17 protein-coding genes are annotated in these 17,092 nt (G+C 39.5%); 11 read left to right on the top strand and 6 right to left on the bottom strand.

What is annotated here, in order from left to right; all coding sequences use genetic code 11:
* Positions 1-6: 6 nt before the first annotated feature.
* From ABR854_RS06740 to ABR854_RS06750, 3 genes are all read right to left on the bottom strand, one after another.
* Positions 7-1,473, bottom strand: coding sequence for a Gfo/Idh/MocA family protein (locus ABR854_RS06740; RefSeq protein ID WP_350264618.1), 1,467 nt, complete (start codon positions 1,471-1,473; stop codon positions 7-9).
* A 136-nt stretch (positions 1,474-1,609) separates the two neighbouring features.
* The gene (locus ABR854_RS06745; RefSeq protein WP_350264619.1) at positions 1,610-2,320 is read right to left on the bottom strand and encodes a hypothetical protein; all 711 of its coding nucleotides are present in this window, start codon (positions 2,318-2,320) and stop codon (positions 1,610-1,612) included.
* A 129-nt stretch (positions 2,321-2,449) separates the two neighbouring features.
* The gene (locus ABR854_RS06750) at positions 2,450-3,523 is read right to left on the bottom strand and encodes a dipeptidase (protein WP_350264620.1); all 1,074 of its coding nucleotides are present in this window, start codon (positions 3,521-3,523) and stop codon (positions 2,450-2,452) included.
* 175 nt (positions 3,524-3,698) lie between these two features.
* Between ABR854_RS06750 and ABR854_RS06755 the strand changes: the two genes are divergently transcribed.
* The 6 genes from ABR854_RS06755 to ABR854_RS06780 all read left to right on the top strand — a co-directional run bounded on the left by ABR854_RS06755 (position 3,699) and on the right by ABR854_RS06780 (position 10,046).
* Positions 3,699-5,507: a family 10 glycosylhydrolase gene (locus tag ABR854_RS06755; RefSeq protein WP_350264621.1), complete on the top strand. Its 1,809-nt coding sequence runs from the start codon at positions 3,699-3,701 to the stop codon at positions 5,505-5,507.
* Between the two features lie 143 nt (positions 5,508-5,650).
* Positions 5,651-7,459, top strand: a complete 1,809-nt coding sequence (locus tag ABR854_RS06760) for an alpha-amylase family glycosyl hydrolase (protein WP_350264622.1) — start codon at positions 5,651-5,653, stop codon at positions 7,457-7,459.
* 23 nt (positions 7,460-7,482) lie between these two features.
* Positions 7,483-7,941, top strand: coding sequence for a hypothetical protein (locus ABR854_RS06765; RefSeq protein ID WP_350264623.1), 459 nt, complete (start codon positions 7,483-7,485; stop codon positions 7,939-7,941).
* Positions 7,942-8,235: 294 nt separating this feature from the next.
* A complete protein-coding gene (locus ABR854_RS06770; RefSeq protein WP_350264624.1) occupies positions 8,236-8,940 on the top strand; it encodes a YiaD family glycine zipper/OmpA-like lipoprotein in 705 nt (234 codons plus the stop codon).
* A 92-nt stretch (positions 8,941-9,032) separates the two neighbouring features.
* A complete protein-coding gene (locus ABR854_RS06775; protein WP_350264626.1) occupies positions 9,033-9,662 on the top strand; it encodes a porin family protein in 630 nt (209 codons plus the stop codon).
* Between the two features lie 99 nt (positions 9,663-9,761).
* On the top strand, positions 9,762-10,046 hold the full coding sequence (locus ABR854_RS06780) for a YtxH domain-containing protein (RefSeq protein WP_350264627.1): 285 nt from the start codon (positions 9,762-9,764) through the stop codon (positions 10,044-10,046).
* A 132-nt stretch (positions 10,047-10,178) separates the two neighbouring features.
* On the opposite strand, the gene ABR854_RS06785 is transcribed toward ABR854_RS06780, so the two are convergent.
* Positions 10,179-10,544 (bottom strand): response regulator, encoded by a 366-nt coding sequence (locus ABR854_RS06785; RefSeq protein ID WP_350264628.1) that lies wholly within the window; start codon positions 10,542-10,544, stop codon positions 10,179-10,181.
* Between the two features lie 339 nt (positions 10,545-10,883).
* Here ABR854_RS06785 and ABR854_RS06790 point away from each other — a divergent pair, with 339 nt between their 5' ends.
* The 3 genes from ABR854_RS06790 to ABR854_RS06800 all read left to right on the top strand — a co-directional run bounded on the left by ABR854_RS06790 (position 10,884) and on the right by ABR854_RS06800 (position 12,012).
* A complete protein-coding gene (locus ABR854_RS06790; RefSeq protein ID WP_350264629.1) occupies positions 10,884-11,189 on the top strand; it encodes a YtxH domain-containing protein in 306 nt (101 codons plus the stop codon).
* A 75-nt stretch (positions 11,190-11,264) separates the two neighbouring features.
* On the top strand, positions 11,265-11,630 hold the full coding sequence (locus ABR854_RS06795) for a phage holin family protein (protein WP_350264630.1): 366 nt from the start codon (positions 11,265-11,267) through the stop codon (positions 11,628-11,630).
* On the top strand, positions 11,620-12,012 hold the full coding sequence (locus ABR854_RS06800; protein ID WP_350264631.1) for a hypothetical protein: 393 nt from the start codon (positions 11,620-11,622) through the stop codon (positions 12,010-12,012). The genes ABR854_RS06795 and ABR854_RS06800 overlap by 11 nt, the downstream gene beginning before the upstream one ends.
* A 35-nt stretch (positions 12,013-12,047) precedes the next feature.
* Here ABR854_RS06800 and ABR854_RS06805 read toward each other — a convergent pair whose 3' ends face one another.
* Positions 12,048-12,473 carry a response regulator gene (locus tag ABR854_RS06805; RefSeq protein ID WP_350264632.1) on the bottom strand — a complete coding sequence of 142 codons (426 nt, stop codon included), beginning with the start codon at positions 12,471-12,473 and terminating at the stop codon, positions 12,048-12,050.
* An 11-nt stretch (positions 12,474-12,484) separates the two neighbouring features.
* A complete protein-coding gene (locus ABR854_RS06810; protein WP_350264633.1) occupies positions 12,485-13,936 on the bottom strand; it encodes a sensor histidine kinase in 1,452 nt (483 codons plus the stop codon).
* A gap of 221 nt (positions 13,937-14,157) precedes the next feature.
* On the opposite strand from ABR854_RS06810, the gene rpoN reads away from it, so the two are divergent.
* Both rpoN and ABR854_RS06820 read left to right on the top strand, forming a co-directional pair.
* A complete protein-coding gene (rpoN, locus tag ABR854_RS06815) occupies positions 14,158-15,564 on the top strand; it encodes an RNA polymerase factor sigma-54 (protein ID WP_350264634.1) in 1,407 nt (468 codons plus the stop codon).
* A gap of 40 nt (positions 15,565-15,604) precedes the next feature.
* Positions 15,605-17,092 carry a sigma-54-dependent transcriptional regulator gene (locus ABR854_RS06820; protein ID WP_350264635.1) on the top strand — a complete coding sequence of 496 codons (1,488 nt, stop codon included), beginning with the start codon at positions 15,605-15,607 and terminating at the stop codon, positions 17,090-17,092.

Raw genomic sequence — 17,092 nt, forward strand, 5'->3', positions numbered from 1 at the left:
TAAACTCTATACGAGTTTCCAGCCTTCACGGTACTGACGTTTTACGAATTGATTCGCTTCGTCGAAGTTCGTGATTTGCATATTCGGACCGTCCCAAATGAGTTTTTTACGACCATCATAATTGAAATTATTACGGCCTGAATTACCATTTGGTTTTCTGAGCATATAGCTACGAATGGCCAAATTACCCATGATAACGGTTTCGGTCAAAGGTCCAGAATAATCAAACGACGACGTCAATTCTTTGTGTGCTTTGCTACCAAAACCAGCTTTACAAGCCTCTGCCCACGACGCTTGGTGTCCGTGTTCGGGTAAAGGTTTGAAATTCGGGTCAGGTTTAGGCATTGTTATTTTCTCACCATTTTTCAAATATATTTTCGGGTCGTTACCATACGTTCCGCATGTCATTACGCCTTTTGTTCCAATCATTAGCACACCGTTTGAACTATCTGCTTCGGCCAATGGCTCGTTGGCAGGAATCCACTCTGGATGGAAAGGTCTAATTCCACCGTCTGTCCAAGTCATTGTTACTGGCGAGTTATTACGTTTCGTTGCTGGGAATTTCAACTGCACATTCGATGATGGTGGGCAACCTTCTGGATTATATTCAGGAGTCCAATCTTGCAAAAATACTTGTCCAACACTACATTCTACTTCGGTTGGGTAGCCCAAACCTAAAACTCTGAAAGCTGGGTCAATCAAGTGGCAACCCATATCGCCCAATGCACCCGTACCGAAATTCCACCAGCCACGCCACTTGAATGGGTGATAAAGTGGGTGATAGTCAACCCATTGAGCTGTTCCAACCCATAAATCCCAATCTTTTGCGTCCATTGAATCTATCAATTTGGGTTTATCGGTCGGGACTGGACTTCCCTGCGGCCAAACTGGGCGGTTTGTCCAGATATGTACATCACTTACTTTTCCAATCAAGCCTTTATCGAGCCAATCCATCATTACTTTTTGAGTTGGATTGGATGCTCCTTGATTTCCCATCTGCGAAACTACCTTATATTGTCTGGCACCTTCGGTGAGCTTGCGAGCTTCATAAATATCATGCGTGAGCGGTTTTTGTACATATACGTGCTTGCCCAATTGCATGGCTGCCATTGCAGCTACAGCGTGCTGATGGTCAGGTGTTGAGATAACAACGCCATCAATATCGCCTTTCATTTCTTCGAGCATTACCCGAAAATCTTTGTAACGTTTGGCATTCGGAAACTTATCAATACTGGCTTTGGCACGAGCAAAATCTACATCGCAAAGTGCTACTACATTATTGACACCGTTATTGTAGGCGTTGGCAATGTCTGATGCACCTTTGCCACCTGCACCGATGGATGCGAGGTTGAGTTTATCGCTGGGTGCGGTGAAACCTTTGCCCAAAACGTGGCGAGGGACAATAAAAAAGCCACTGGCTGCAATGGCAGAATTTTTAATAAAACTTCTTCTGCTGCTTGATTTATCTTGCATATTGTAGATGATAAAATTAGGTTGAATATAGAAACCAAATCTACTAATAAATTAATAAAATGTTGTATAGACAAGATAAAAAAAGACGAACTCTGTGAAAAGTTCGTCATAATGAAAGATTTTGTAGGTTTCGATTTTACTTACAAGAAGTCGTATATTCTACTAAGTGTTTATCGAAATTTGTCCAACGGTGGTCGCTTTTGAGTTTGGCCAATAAAGCTGGACAATCTTTGTAAAGTCTCAAATATTCATCATCGTATTCTTTTTTCTTGATTCTTTCGGCTACTTCATTGCCCACTTGCACGTAGTAAGATTTATCATCACCACCCGCCATCGTGATGCCCGCATAACCAAAACTCATGCTTTCTTGTGCCAAAGGGTCATGAAAAACCTTGATTTTGCTCGAAAAAGCAGGGTTTACCATTTGCATTAAAAGTTCTTGTGTATCTTTTTTTACTTTCACTTTAGTCTTCTCGAAATACGCATAACCTTTGTTGATGATTTCCATGTTCACATCGTTGTTTTTCCATTTTTGAGCATCAAATGCTTGGTCGAGCGAGTTCACCAATTTGAAATAACCACTGGCTGGTAAGTACATTGTTTTGATTTCTTTTGGCTCAAGTTTGCGCTTTTTCTTTTGGCCAGTTGGCAAAATCGTAACTTCTTCGATAAGTCCTTTTTTGCGGTCGAGGTCATCAATTGTGCCTTCTACTTTAGAGCCATCTTCTAAATAGATATAGGCAATTTCTTTTCCCGAAAAGCGGTCGAAAGCAGGAATGAACGACTGTGCCAATGAGGCCAACGAAACACAACTAAACGAAGCAAGCAAGAGGAGAGTTTTTTTCATAAATAATGAAGGTTTTGGTTGAGAAAATCCAATGTTAAGGCTTTTTGTTGGAAATGGCAAAATTTTGAGAAATCAATATAAGTTTTATTTATCCAAAGGTAAATTTGTTATAAATCTACCTAAGATTTTTCACCCCCAAGCCTTCCTCAAAAACCTCAACCAATTTCCATGAAAAACCTTTTCTATATCTTGCTGCGAATATCCTCTTTTGGCAAGTAAACCTTGTAATTTCTGCAAATCAGCAATTGTTTCGAGGTCGGTTGGTGTTTGTTCAGTGCCGAAGCAGCCATCTAAATCGCTACCGATGGCAATGTGGTTGGCATTGCCCGCAATTTGGCAAATATGGTCGTAGTTATCAATCAATTTTTCGAGCGTAACGCCACGTTCTTGAGGCGTATCTTTGCCACGAGTCCAGTTGGGTACAAGCATCCACGCATCAAGCACGCCACCGATAACTGCTCCACGCTCAATCAAAATCTTTATTTGCTCGTCGGTCAGTTGGCGTTGGTAGTCCACTAATGAGCGGCAGTTGTGGTGGCTTGCCCAGACATTTCCTTTAAATATATCAAGTGCTTCCGTAAAACCTTCGTCGGTAAGGTGAGTTACATCAAGAATCATATTCAAATTATCCATTTCTTTCACCAATTCTCGCCCCATTTTGGTCAATCCGCCCGACATCGTTGTGCCTGGGGCGTAGCGTCCTGGGCCGTAATGGGCAGGACCACATGCACGTAAGCCGTAAGCGTAAGCTTTTTCTAAATATGACAAGTTGATAAGTGAATCTGCTCCTTCGAGGCTCAAAATATATCCAACTGGCTTAGTTTCGTTCGATATACTTTCATCTTGCCAAAGTTTTAGGTGAGCTTCTAAAGCAGCAAGATTCGTAATCTGTACCATTTCGCCCAAATCTTCCATCGCTTTATACCAAGCGAGTTGAGCTTGCGTGATTCCCCACGCAATTTCGGGCGAATTATAGCCAGCAATTATGCTATCAGGGGCAACGTAGCGAGCCAATTGTGTTGCCACAATCAGCCCAATATTTCCTTTGCGGAGTTCAGGCAACGATGCCACGCCATTGCCTCGGTCGGGCTTATCGGTCAGACCTTTTTCACGGTCACGAATTTCAAAAACAGATTTTCGATAGTCTCGATTCCACTCGATGGCGTTCATCGCAATGTCCAGATGGGCGTCAATAATAAGCATAGTTTTGTTGTTGAATAAGAAGCCCGAAATTAGAGAAAAATAGTAGTCACCGCAAAAAAGATTTCAGCGTCATGACTATTATTAATGATTCTGAACTAAAAGAATCTACTAAAAAGTGTCTATTTTTACCGAATATTTTTCTAATAAACGTGCTTAACTAATTTGTTCTTTGTTGATGAAGTATTTTACACTTATACTTATTACTGTTTTTGTTACTTTGAAAACTAATGCTCAAACTCCCAAACGAGAGTTTCGTGGAGCTTGGATTGCCACCGTCAATAACATAGATTATCCTTCAAGTAAGAATCTTACGTCGGCTCAACAGCAAGCCGAGTTTATCAAACTACTCGACCAACACCAACAAGCAGGCATTAATGCCGTAATGGTGCAGATTCGCACCAATGGTGATGCCTTTTACCCTTCTGAATTGGCTCCGTGGTCGGAGTATCTAACCGCCAAACAAGGCAAAGCCCCCGAACCATTCTACGACCCAATGGCATTTATGGTGGCTGAGTGTCGCAAACGTGGTATTGAGTTTCACGCGTGGTTTAATCCTTATCGGGCAGTTCCTAATATCAATACTACCGTTTTAGATGCCAAGCACGTGGCAGTGAAGCATCCTCAGTGGCTTTTGCCTTACGGAAACTTGCGTGTGCTTGACCCTGGCAAACCCGAAGTGATTAAACACATAACCGAAGTGGTGCTGGAAGTTGCTACCAAATACGATATTGATGGCGTGCATTTCGATGATTACTTTTATCCGTATCCATCGGCAGGGCTGACCATCAACGATTCGGCAACTTATAACAGAAATTCGAGAGGAATTTTAAACCGAGCCGATTGGCGACGAGACAATGTAAATATTTTGGTAAAAACCATTGCCGATACCTTGAAAGCCGTGAAACCGTGGGTGAAATTTGGTATCTCGCCTTTCGGAATTTGGCAAAATAGAACCACTGCACAACCACTTGGCTCGGCCACAGGAGGCTTGCAGAGTTATAGCGATGTTTATTGCGATTCGAGACTTTGGCTGCAAAAAGGTTGGATTGATTACGTTGTCCCGCAACTTTATTGGAACATCGGTCTGGCAGTGGCCGATTTTTCGGTCTTAGTGCCGTGGTGGGCAAATAATGTTTTTGACCGACATTTATATATTGGTCATGCTGCTTATCGAATTAATTCGACCGATGCCGCTGCTTGGCAGAATCCTTCGCAGATGCCAACGCAGATTCGGCTTGTAAGAGCTACCCCAAAAGCACAAGGTAGTGTGTTTTATAATACCAATACGCTTAATAAAAACTTACTCGGTTTTAGAGACTCTTTGGTTACGAAACTCTACAAAACCCCTGCATTAATGCCACAAATGCTTTGGAAAGATGCAGTTTCACCCAATTCGCCTAAAAATCTTACAACGAGCCTATCCAACACAGGTTTACAAATCAGATGGGAAAAGCCAACGACAGGGGCAACAGAATTAGAAAAAATCAGAGGCTATGTGCTGTATCGTTTTGCTGATAACGAAACAATCGATATTAGTAATTCGGCCGCTATCAGAAGTATTATTTATAAGGATACAACAACGTACTTCGATACTGATATTTCTCAGAAGGCTAATCGCTACACATACGTACTTACGTCATTCGACCGCCTACATAACGAAAGTTTACCATCGAATAATGCTACGGCTGTTTTAGTAACTGGAATCGATGAAGAAAGCCGCACTCAGTCGGAGTTAAGTCAGAATGTCCCCAATCCATTTACCGACTTCACCAAAATTACTTATAAATTGGAAAGAGCAAGTCATGTTTTACTCAGTATTCATGATATAATGGGAGTTGAGCGAAATAAATTAGTTGACGAATACAAGGCCGCAGGCGAATATACCGTCGATTTCCAAAACCTTAATTTGGAATCGGGTTTGTACTTCTATACTTTACAAACTCTGAGAGACATATCGGTTAAACGTATGATTGTGGTGCGATAAACCCACGAAATTTGGCACTGTGGTTAGTTTGTAGAATATATTCCCCATAATTACTGTTTTTTTCCACAGATAATTAGTTGCTATTGACTGGTATAAGTTTTTCAGAATATGATTTAAGTAATGAAACATTAAATCAATATTCTATGGAATTGCTTGTCGAATATCAAAAAAGCCAAATTGCGGGCATGGGAGCTATTCCACACGATGGTGGAGTTGATTTCAGAGTTTGGGCTCCAAATGCACAAGAAGTTTTTGTAGTTGGAGATTTTAATGATTGGCAAAATGATGCCATCCCATTAGTACACGAAGAAAACGGCTATTGGTCGGTGAGTGTGCCAGAGGCTACCATTGGACAAGCATATAAGTATTTATTGAAAACCCACAACGGAGATTTCCTACGCAATGACCCTTATGCTCGCCAGCTTACGAGTTCGATTGGCAATTCGCTTATTCACAATCCAGCGTTTGATTGGGGCGAAGATAATTTTCAGATGCCGTCGCAGAACGAAATGGTTATCTACGAACTTCACATCGGTACTTTCAATGCCAAAGAAGATGGAAAACCTGGCGATTTTTATAGTGCCATCGAACGCCTCAATTACCTTAAATCATTAGGCATCAATGCCATTGAAATAATGCCCATTGCCGAGTTTCCCGGCGGTTTTTCATGGGGATATAATCCTGCTCACCCATTTGCGGTCGAAAGCGACTACGGTGGTCCCGAAGGCCTCAAAGCTTTCGTGAAAGTAGCTCATCAAAAAGGCATTGCCGTAATTTTAGATGTGGTCTATAATCATTTTGGCCCTTCGGACATGGATTTGTGGCAGTTTGATGGTTGGAGCGAAAATGGTTTGGGCGGAATATATTTCTATAACGATTGGCGAGCCAAAACTCCGTGGGGAGATACTCGTCCAGATTATGGAAGAGGCGAAGTGCGTCAGTACATAAGAGATAACGCCCTTATGTGGTTGGACGAATATCACATTGACGGGCTCAGAATGGATATGATTCCTTATATGAGAAATGTCAATGCAGATGGTAATCCTGGCAATGATTTACAAGAAGGCTATTCGCTAATTCAGTGGATAAACTCCGAAATCAAGAGCCGATACCCCAACAAATTTACAGTAGCCGAAGACTTACATAATTTAGATTGTATAACTGGCCATATAGATGATGGAGGGTTGGGTTATAGCTCTCAATGGGATGCTGTATTTGTGCATCCAGTAAGAGATGCCATCATTACGATGCACGACCAAGACCGAGATATGAATGTGCTTGTCAATTCAATCTTGCATAAATATAATAATGATGCTTTTCAGCGAGTAATTTATACCGAATCGCACGATGAAGTTGCCAATGGCAAAGCCCGAGTGGTACAGGAAATTGCAGGTCAGGAAGATGTAAATACTTGGTATGCAAAAAAACGTTCGATTCTCGGAACTGTTCTCACGATGACCTCGCCTGGAATACCAATGCTGTTTCAAGGGCAGGCTATTCTCGAAGATAAGTGGTTTCATGATACTGACCCCATTGACTGGGAACGCTTCACGATGTTTAAAGGCATTTCAAAACTCTACCGAGACCTCATAGCCTTACGTCTTAATAAGTTTGGTAATTCGGCTGGCCTTACTGGGCAGCACACCGAAATTGTTTCGGTCGATAACGAAGCCAAAACCATCGTTTTCCATCGTTGGAAAGAGGGTGGGCCAAGAGATGTAGTAGTTGTAGTGATGAATTTCTCGCAAAATGTAGCCGAAAACCTACCAGTTGGATTTCCTGGGCCTGGTAGTTGGCGAATGAGATTTAACAGTGATTGGGAAGGTTACGATAATGATTTCGATAATCATTTCACCCAAGAAACCGTTATCATTCCCCAAGATATTAATGGAAAATTTATCTCCCCACTTTCAGTAGGAGCATACAGTACCGTTATTTATTCACATGATTAATAAAATTTAAACGAATTAAAAAAATGAAAAAATCCATCAAATTTATTATTGCCGTATGTGCCATTAGTGCTTTTACACTAACAAGTTGTTCTCGTAGTGAAAAACAAGAGGTTGCTGACGATGTGCAGGATGCTCAAGAAAAAGTAGAAAACGCTGCTGATAATACAGCCACTGCTGTGAAAGATGCTGCCAACGAAACTGCCGAGGATATTGAAGCCACACGCAAAGAATTGAAAGCTAAAATCGAAGAGCGTCGTGATAAAATCAACGATGAATTAGATGAGCTTGATGCTAAAATAAAGAAAGCAACAAGCAAAGAAAAAGCTAAGTTGGAAGAACGTCGTGAAAAATTGAAAGCTAACTTAAAAGAGCTTGATAATGATATGACCGAAATCGGTAAAGATATTAAACGTGACTGGAAACAGTTTAAGCGTGACCTCAACGATAAGATTGATGCCATGCAAGAAAAAATTGAAGAGTAAGTGGTTGTTTTTAAGTATATATAATAGGTAAAATCAGAAAAGAGCCGTGCATTTGCAGGGCTTTTTTTTATGTCTCCTAAATAGCTTCATACCTTACCAAGTCTACACATTTTTATATCCCAAAATGGGGTATATATTCTACACTTTTTCTCATTTACAGTATAGTTAATTTTGTTTAAATACTTGATAGTAAGTATTTTATGTGTTTGTTTGGAGAAAAACGTATAGAGGTATAATATTTTATGTATATAATATATCAAACCAAAAAATATAACAATAAAAAGAGGTTTAATCATGAAGACAAATAGAATCATAGCCATCACGTGTGTAAGTGCATTGTTGGCATTTAGCACAGAGCCAGTATTGGCTCAAACCCAAAAGAAAGCCCCTCTCAAAAAATCACAAAAAGGTGCCGTAATTGGTGCCGGCTCAGGGGCAGTTATTGGTGGTATAATCGGAAAAAATAAAAATAATACTGCTATCGGGGCCATCATTGGTGCAACCGTGGGAGGAGCAGCAGGAGCAGTTATTGGCGACATTATGGACAAGAAAGCCGAAAAACTCAAAGAAGGCTTGGGCGAAAATGCTAAAGTCGAAAGGGTAGGAGAAGGTGTAAAACTTACGATGGACAATAATCTATTGTTTGACTTTGGTTCTGCTGTGTTATTGCCAACAACTAAGACCAGCCTCAGAACAGTTGCCGATAACTTGAAGAAAGACTCACAAATAGAACTTCTAATTGAGGGAAATACAGATAACGTCGGCTCAAACGATTATAATCAACGATTATCAGTGCTACGAGCCAGAGCCGTGAGTAACTTCTTGATAAGCGAAGGCATAGCAAGCAACCGAATCAAAACCGTGGGTATGGGCGAGGGCAATCCTATTGCCAGTAATAATACTGAAACAGGCCGCCAACAAAACCGCCGTGTAGAGATTGGAATTTATGCCAGCGAACAAATGAAAAAAGAAGCAGGCTCACCTGTGAGTCTTAAATAAATAAAAATCATAGGGGTAGAAGTATAGCTAAGTTAGCACACAACTTTATTACAATTCATCAACAAACTTTTCACTAAAAACAAACTAAAATCATGAGAAATCGAATCATAATCACAGCTTTTATTGCAGTTTTGGGCATTTTTAAGACAATTAATGCCGACGCACAAAAAGCCCGCTCGGGTATAAAAGGAGGTTTAAATGCCTCGAATCTCTACATAGATGACATCAACGACCGCAATCCTCGATATGGATTTAATGTAGGCTTGTTTACTCAAGTACCGCTCATTGAAGGTACATTGTATTTACAACCTGAAATTGGCTATTCGACCAAAGGAACAACCGCTCGATATAATATCTTGAATACGTTTCAAGGCGAAACCACTTTCAAATTAGACTACGCCGAAGTGCCACTTTTACTTACTTACAAAATCGGTAATGTAATTGATATTCAGGCAGGTGCGTATGGTGGATATTTGGTAAACGCTTCGTCAAAGAGTAAGGCAGATAATGGCTCGTCGAGCGAAGTATTGTTGAATAAAGACAATTACCGAAATTTCGATTATGGTCTTTCGGCGGGGTTGAATATTTACTTCGGAAAACTGATGGTGGGTACTCGCTACAATCATGGTCTTCAACAAATTGCTAATACCGATGCCGCTCGCACTTTCTTAGGCGATTCTAAAAACTCGGTTGGACAAGTACACATCGGAATCACATTCTAATCAAATACACAAGAAGTATGGGTCATTTATGACTCATACTTTACCCCAAAAAATATCCATATTTTTTAAAATCATTTCACACTAAAACATTTATCAATCATGACAAGCACAAAAGAAGAATTATTGAAAGAAGCAGCACAACACAAAGCCGAGACTCTTGAGAAAAAAGCAGATGTAGTGAAGGCCGAACTACAAGAAAAAGTTGATGAAGCTAAAATTGGAGCCGTAGAATTGGCCGAAAAAGCCCAGGATAAGTGGGAAGATTTGAAAGACGGAATTAAAGAAACTTGGGAAAAAGCTAAAGATAAGGCCGAAGAAATTGGCGATAAAGTGGCCGACAAAGCCCAAGAAATAAAGAAAGATATCAAAGAGAAATTAGATTAATTTCGTCGAGTATCTAAAAAATAAAAATCCCCAAGTCGATGTGGCTTGGGGATTTTTGTCGTTATAAATTATCAAAAAAATATTTTCAGACCCATAAGTAATGTATAAGAGAGGTGGTTCAGCAACCAAAAATTACATTAACACACTCTGAATTTTGTTTATATCCAGAGGTTTTTCAATAAAACCATCTGCTCCAAGTGCCAAGGCTTCTTCACGCAGTGAGCTGATAGCAGTAATCATCACGAGCTTAGCATCTGGTAAAACCTTTCTGAATGTTTCTATACGCTCTATGCCCGTTCCATCGGGCAGATTATTATCCAAGAAAACCAGTTGTGGTTTTTCTGAAACTAATTTTTCAAAACCATCGGCCAAAGTGTGTACTTTGAGCGAAGGTATTCCGAATTTTTTAAGCAACATTCCGAGTAGAAGACAAGTGTCTAATTCATCATCTACAATCAATGCCTTCGGATAAAGTGTCTTAAATCCATCCTCATTCATTTCCTTATACTTGTTAATAGAGAAAATATTTTTTTAATATTATTCAACAGCCAATTGTTCAACTATTCGTGTCACTTATACATTTATTCAATGAAAGTAAGTGAAGTTATTGGTACTATCAAAATAAACATTGTATATCTACCTAATTTAGTTCTAAAAAATCATGCCACTGTATAAGGTAGAGTTTTTTGTGTGTACATAGCTATGTCCCAAATTGTAGAAAATACACCTCGAATCGGCTAATTTTTGCTTTAAAATCTACTGGAATAATGTTTTTAGGAATAATATCAAACAGCAATGTTTATACACAATTTCAAATAATTCTAAATTTCAAACACAATGACAAAGAATTCAAAAATCATCATAGGAATAGCTGCCGCCGCTGCCGCAGGTGCTGCGATAGGTGTATTATTTGCTCCAGAAAAAGGTTCAAAATTGAGAGAAAGAGTGCGTGAAGCTGCCAACGATTTTGCTACCGATTTATTAGACGCTATTCAACGCGGAGGACGCCAGTATACTGATTCGGCCGATAACATTGAAGATGCAGCCAAACGTCTAAAATCAAAGGCAGTTGGTAAAGTTGCCGAGCTGAAAGACCGTTTTCAAGATGGTGTTGAAGATGTGAAAGACGTCGTAAACGCATAATACAATAATCATCAGAAAGTTTGGGGTAAGCGTACGGTTTACCCCAATTTCTGAATCTTTAAAAATAACAAAATCATGCAATTGATAGAATCTGCCAACGAAATAAAAGAACGGGCCACCGATTGGTTCGATTCCGTGACCGAATACGCCGAAGCTCGCTGGAATTTGGGCGTATTAGAGTTATCCGAAAAAGCAGCTAAATCTGTTTCAAATCTTGCTTCGGCTCTGATTGTGGGCATTGCTGGCGGTCTCATGATGTTTTTTATGAGTTTGAGTTTAGCCTGGTATATTGGTCAGAAACTCAATAATATGCCCGTAGGTTTTTTAATCGTAGGTTCTGTTTACGGCCTGTTAGGTGTTATTTTATTTATTGTTCGAGAGAGGTTCATCAAACTTCCCATCATTAATACTTTTATACGAAACTTTTATTATGAAAAATAACATTGAAAGTCTTGATGATTTAAAGGCCGAACGTGCCAGACTGCACAATCAGATGCAGTTATCGAAAATCAGCATGAGAAATGAAATAGCTGCTATCAAGGAAGAGTTGAATCCTGCTCGACAAGCCGTTGGGGTCTTGAATAATGTACTTACATCGCCCAAAAAGGGATTGTTGAACGTAGGAATTGGTTTAGGTGTTGACATCATTCTACGTCGAACTATCTTGGCACGTGCTGGCTGGCTTCCGAAATTGGTTGTTCCTTTTTTAGTGCGTAATGTGGCTACTAATATGGTGCAAAAAAACGGTAAAACAATTGTTGAAAAAGGGTTGATTTGGCTAAAAAATGCTACTGAAAAACCCGTTGTGTCTCAGAAAGACTAAAAGGACTAATTGGTAAGAATTTGTAAATCAACGACTTATCTCTTAATAGGTAAATAACTTAGTTCGAGCCAAAATTTACTCAAGGTCTTAATGGCATCGTTTAGGCCTTCATACGACGAAGGCTTGGTTATGAAACAATTTGCTCCCAGTTCGTAGCACTTTTCAATATCCTGCGGAGCGTTTGAGGTTGTCAGAATAATAACAGGAATTCTTCTAAACTCAAAATTACTTTTTATGATTTTGAGTGCTTCTCTGCCATCAATCTTTGGCATATTCAAATCTAATAATATAAGCCCAACTGAAGTATCTTTCTTCTGATTTTGAAGATATTCCAGTAGCTCTGCACCATCTTTCAGATAGACAGTCTGATTACTAAATTTGGTGTCATTGAAAATCGATTTTACTAAATATAAATCGTCTTCGTCGTCGTCACAGATTAAAATTGAGGCGTTTCGGTTCATTGTTGTAGAATTTAATAGGGCAAATATACATGAAAAATTGCACCTTCATACTCCTTTTTTACTTCAGCAATAATATGTCCGTTATGATTTGTTACAATTCTTCGGCAGATTGCCAGCCCTATTCCAGTTCCTTCGTATTCATTTTTATTGTGTAATCGTTGAAAAATCGTGAAGATTTTTTCGCTATATTTTTCTTCAAAACCGATACCGTTATCCATAAACGTAATCTTATGATATACCTTTTCTTGCTTTATTCCTTCAACATTTGGTATATCGCTTCCCACTACTTGTTTATATTTTATTTCAATTATTGGACTAACGTTGGCTCTACTATACTTGATAGAATTTGAAATAAGATTATTGAATAACTGCATCAACTGTACTTTTATTCCGTTGATTGTAGGCAAGTGTTTGCTGTAAATCATTGCTTTTTTCTGATGTATCAACTCCGAAAAGTCTTCTTTTGTTTCATTCAGAATCAAATTTAAATCAACTTCATCAAAAACATAATCTTTCATGTTGGTGATTCTCGAAAACGTAAGCAAATCGTTGATGAGAAGCTGCATTCGGCTGGCCGATTGATTAATTTTTAGGATATTGTTTTTGGCTTCTTCGCTTAGCTCATTGGTTTGTCGAGTATAGAGGCGTTCGCCAAAAGCCCTAATTTTGCGTAAAGGTTCTTGCAAATCATGTGAAGTAATATACGCAAACTGTTCGAGCTCGGCGTTTGTGTGTTCTACTTCTGTCAGTTTATTTTCGAGTGTAATCTGCAACGCAATCCGCTGACGGAGTTCAAGGTAAAGCAATCTAAAGAAAATCGCTAAGAAAGCTAATGTAACTACCGATAATCCTAGTAAATAATAAGTCAAGTTTTTATCGCTTTCATTCTGAAGCTCGTTTCTATAATGCAGCAATTGTTCTTCGTCGGTATCAATTTTTTGACTTAGACGTCGTATTTTATCCATATAAAACTTTCCTAAATACAGCTTTAGCGTATCAACTGATTTTCCGCCCTTGATTCGGTCAATATTTACCGACATTGCCTTTAAGCGTAGCGTGGTCAGTGTCTTAATCGAATCCAGTCGCTCGCCCTGTAAATGATTGTCTTTGACGAGTATAGATAGCTGGTGAAGTGTAGAATCAATGCTTTCCTGACTTTCGAGATACGGTTTAAGAAAGTCTTCGTTATTAGTCAGCAAGAAACCTCTTTGGCCTGTTTCGGCATCAACCAAAAGTTTTATTAATTCTTTGTTTTTAAATCTTACCTGATACGTATGCGTTACGTCCTCAGTACGTTTTCCCATTTCTTGAAGATTCGTGTAGGTTATCCAGCTTAAAAAGCTAAGCATCGTAATACTAATTATAATCGAAAAGACAAAACTGAGCAAAGCTTTTGGTAGTGTGAAAGTAGATAGGCTGTTGGGGAAAAAATTGCCCAATGTGTTGTGGAAAAAGTTCTTCATTTTGGGGAATGTTTGTTTACTCAATAAATATCTTTGTTGAGGAAGGATATGAGTTGAATAATATTTTTACAATAATCCATCTAAAACAAAACAATTTTATGTAAATTCTGCCTTAAAACATAATTTTTTGTAAAAACGACGTCTTAAAATCTCTAATAAACTGATAGTTAGGTATGTTTTTTTCCTTATCAAAAAAACTTAATCCCTAAAAAATTGTTCCTATGCTTAACTTCGTTCAGTCTCAGAAACAGACACTCAAGATTTCGCCCTCGCAAATTCAGTTGTTGAATTTTTTTCAACTGAACTCGCTCGAACTTGAGCAATACATAAAAAATGAGTTGGAAGAAAATCCGATTTTAGAAGAAGGTAATAGCCAGAACGATGACCTTGCCGATGAAAATTTTAGTACCGACGACCGCACCCAAGATTATATGGACTGGGACGAGTTTCATGACGATAACCTGCCCGACTACCGCACACGAGTAAATAATTTTTCGGAAGATGACACCTTCTTTGCACCTACACTCGTTGAAAGTATCGGTTGGCGAGATGAAGTAAAGGAGCAGTTTCATTTATTACTTGATACCGAACGCCAATGTTTTTTAGCCGATTATTTGGTTGATTCGCTAACCGATGAAGGCTACCTGCAAGTGAGCCTCGATTCGTTGGTGGATGATGTGTCGTTTTCGAGTGGAATGTTCGTTGATGATTCCGAAATTCAATATTTGATTGATATTCTGCACAAACTTGAACCAGTGGGTTTAGGTACGAGCAACTTACAAGAATGCCTGTTGATGCAGTTAGAACGCAGCCAATGCACCAATGCCATTATTGCTCAAAAACTTGTAAAAGACCATTTTGATGAGCTGGCTACACGAAACTATGATAAATTGAAGCGTTTGTGTACATTTAGCATCGACGAAATCAAAGAAGCGGTGGCTTTGATAGCTACGCTTAATCCACAACCAGTGGTGGGTGGACAAGCAGCCACTACCTTGACCGTAAAAGATAATGTGATTCCTGATTACATCATAACCGTTGAGGGAGAATTGCTTGAAGTATCGCTCAATAGTCGAGGAATTCCACCACTGAGTATCAATAAATCATATTCGGAAGCATTAGGCGGTTCAAAAGAAGCAAATAGTTACCTGAATTCTAAAATAAATGCCGCTAATTGGCTAATTGAGGCCATTCAGCAACGAGAAAATACGATGCTCAAAACCATGAAGGCAATCGTAAAATTACAAAAAGAGTTTTTTATATCTGGTAATGTGCGATTACTAAGGCCAATGGTTTTGCAGGATATTGCCGACCAAATTAAGATGGATATTTCAACCGTCTCTCGGGTTACCAGCGGAAAATACGCCCAAACGCCATTCGGTATTATTCATCTCAAAGATTTGTTTACCGAAGGCATGAAAACCGATAATGGCGAAGAAGTATCGAATCGTCAGATACAGTTAGTTTTAGAAGAATTAATAACAAAAGAAGATAAAAATAATCCTTTGAATGATTTTCAGTTGACCGAATTATTATCTCAACGTGGCTATCAAATTGCACGACGGACGGTGGCGAAGTACCGAGAAATACTGGGTATTCTACCATCAACTCTCCGCCGAACTTTATAATTATACCCGAAACAAATAACTTCCTTAAATTTACTTACCTATGACACAACGCATCTTAATTATCGACGATGATACCGATATTTGCTTATTATTACGCCGTTTTTTGAGCAAAAATGGCTATGATGTGGCTATTGCTCATGATGGTATTACTGGTTTAGCTACCTTAGAAACCTTCACGCCCGATTTGGTCCTAACCGATTTTAGGCTGGGCGATATGGACGGAGCCACAATTTTATTGAAAATCAAAGAAAAGCTACCGCATGTGCCCGTACTTATCATTACGGGCTACTCCGATATAAAAATTGCTATCAACGTCATGAAACAAGGGGCCTATGATTATATCACGAAGCCACTTTTTCCTGACGAAATCTTGCTTACTATCAAGAAGGCTCTGAGCCAGCCAACGCATTACGTACATATTGCTGAGAGTTCAGTTGATAATACCGAAGGTAAAACAACAACCTCGGCCAGAAAAGATAAGAAGGCCAGTTATATCTTCGGCGAAGGCCCCGAATCGGTACATTTATATAAGCAAGTCGATTTGGTTGCACCTACCAACTACAGTGTCTTGATTTACGGTGAAAGTGGTTCAGGCAAAGAGGCCGTAGCTCTCGAAATTCATAAGCGAAGTAAACGTGCTGCTGGACCATTTGTGGCAATGGACTGCGGAGCAATCTCGAAAGATTTAGCTGCCAGCGAACTCTTCGGGCACGAAAAAGGCTCATTTACAGGAGCATTAGCCCAAAAAATCGGTCACTTTGAAATGGCCGATGGAGGAACACTTTTTTTAGATGAAGTCGGGAATCTACCTTATGATATTCAAGTATCGTTGCTGCGTGTGGTGCAGGAGCGTAAAGTACGAAGAATCGGCGGAAATAAAGAAATGTCCGTTGATGTTCGCCTTATAGTCGCCTCCAACGAACGCCTCATCGAAGCCGCTCGTAAAGGCAAATTCCGTGAAGATTTGTACTACCGTTTCAATGAATTTAGTATTGATGTTCCGCCTATTCGAGAGCGAAAAGAAGATTTAATGGCCTTTGCTCAGTTTTTCTTAGATAAAACTAACGAAGAACTCGGCAAAAGCGTACGAGGTTTTTCGCATGAAGTTATACGTGCGTTTCAGGAGTATCCGTGGCCAGGAAATCTACGAGAAATGAGAAATGTTATTCGTCGAGCAACTCTTCTTTCTGAGTCTGATGTTGTTGAAGTCGGTACATTACCTTTCGAACTTATCAATTATAATCGTTTATTATTCAATGAGCCGAGCAGTGCTTCGCCCGCACCCGTGCAACAAGATACTCCAAGGTATTATTCGCCGCCGCCCACTCCAATGAGTTCGCCTGTGGCCTCTGCCAGTCCGTTACCCTCAAAAGTTGATTTAAAGTCAACCGCTTTGGATGCTGAGTATGAAATGATATTAGCCGTTTTAAAGCAAGTGAAGTTCAATAAAACCAAAGCTGCCGAAGTTTTGGGCATTGACCGAAAAACGCTCTACAACAAAATGAAACAAATAAACCTGAATAACTAA

The organism is Emticicia sp. W12TSBA100-4 (assembly GCF_040253585.1).
Classification (GTDB): domain Bacteria; phylum Bacteroidota; class Bacteroidia; order Cytophagales; family Spirosomataceae; genus Emticicia.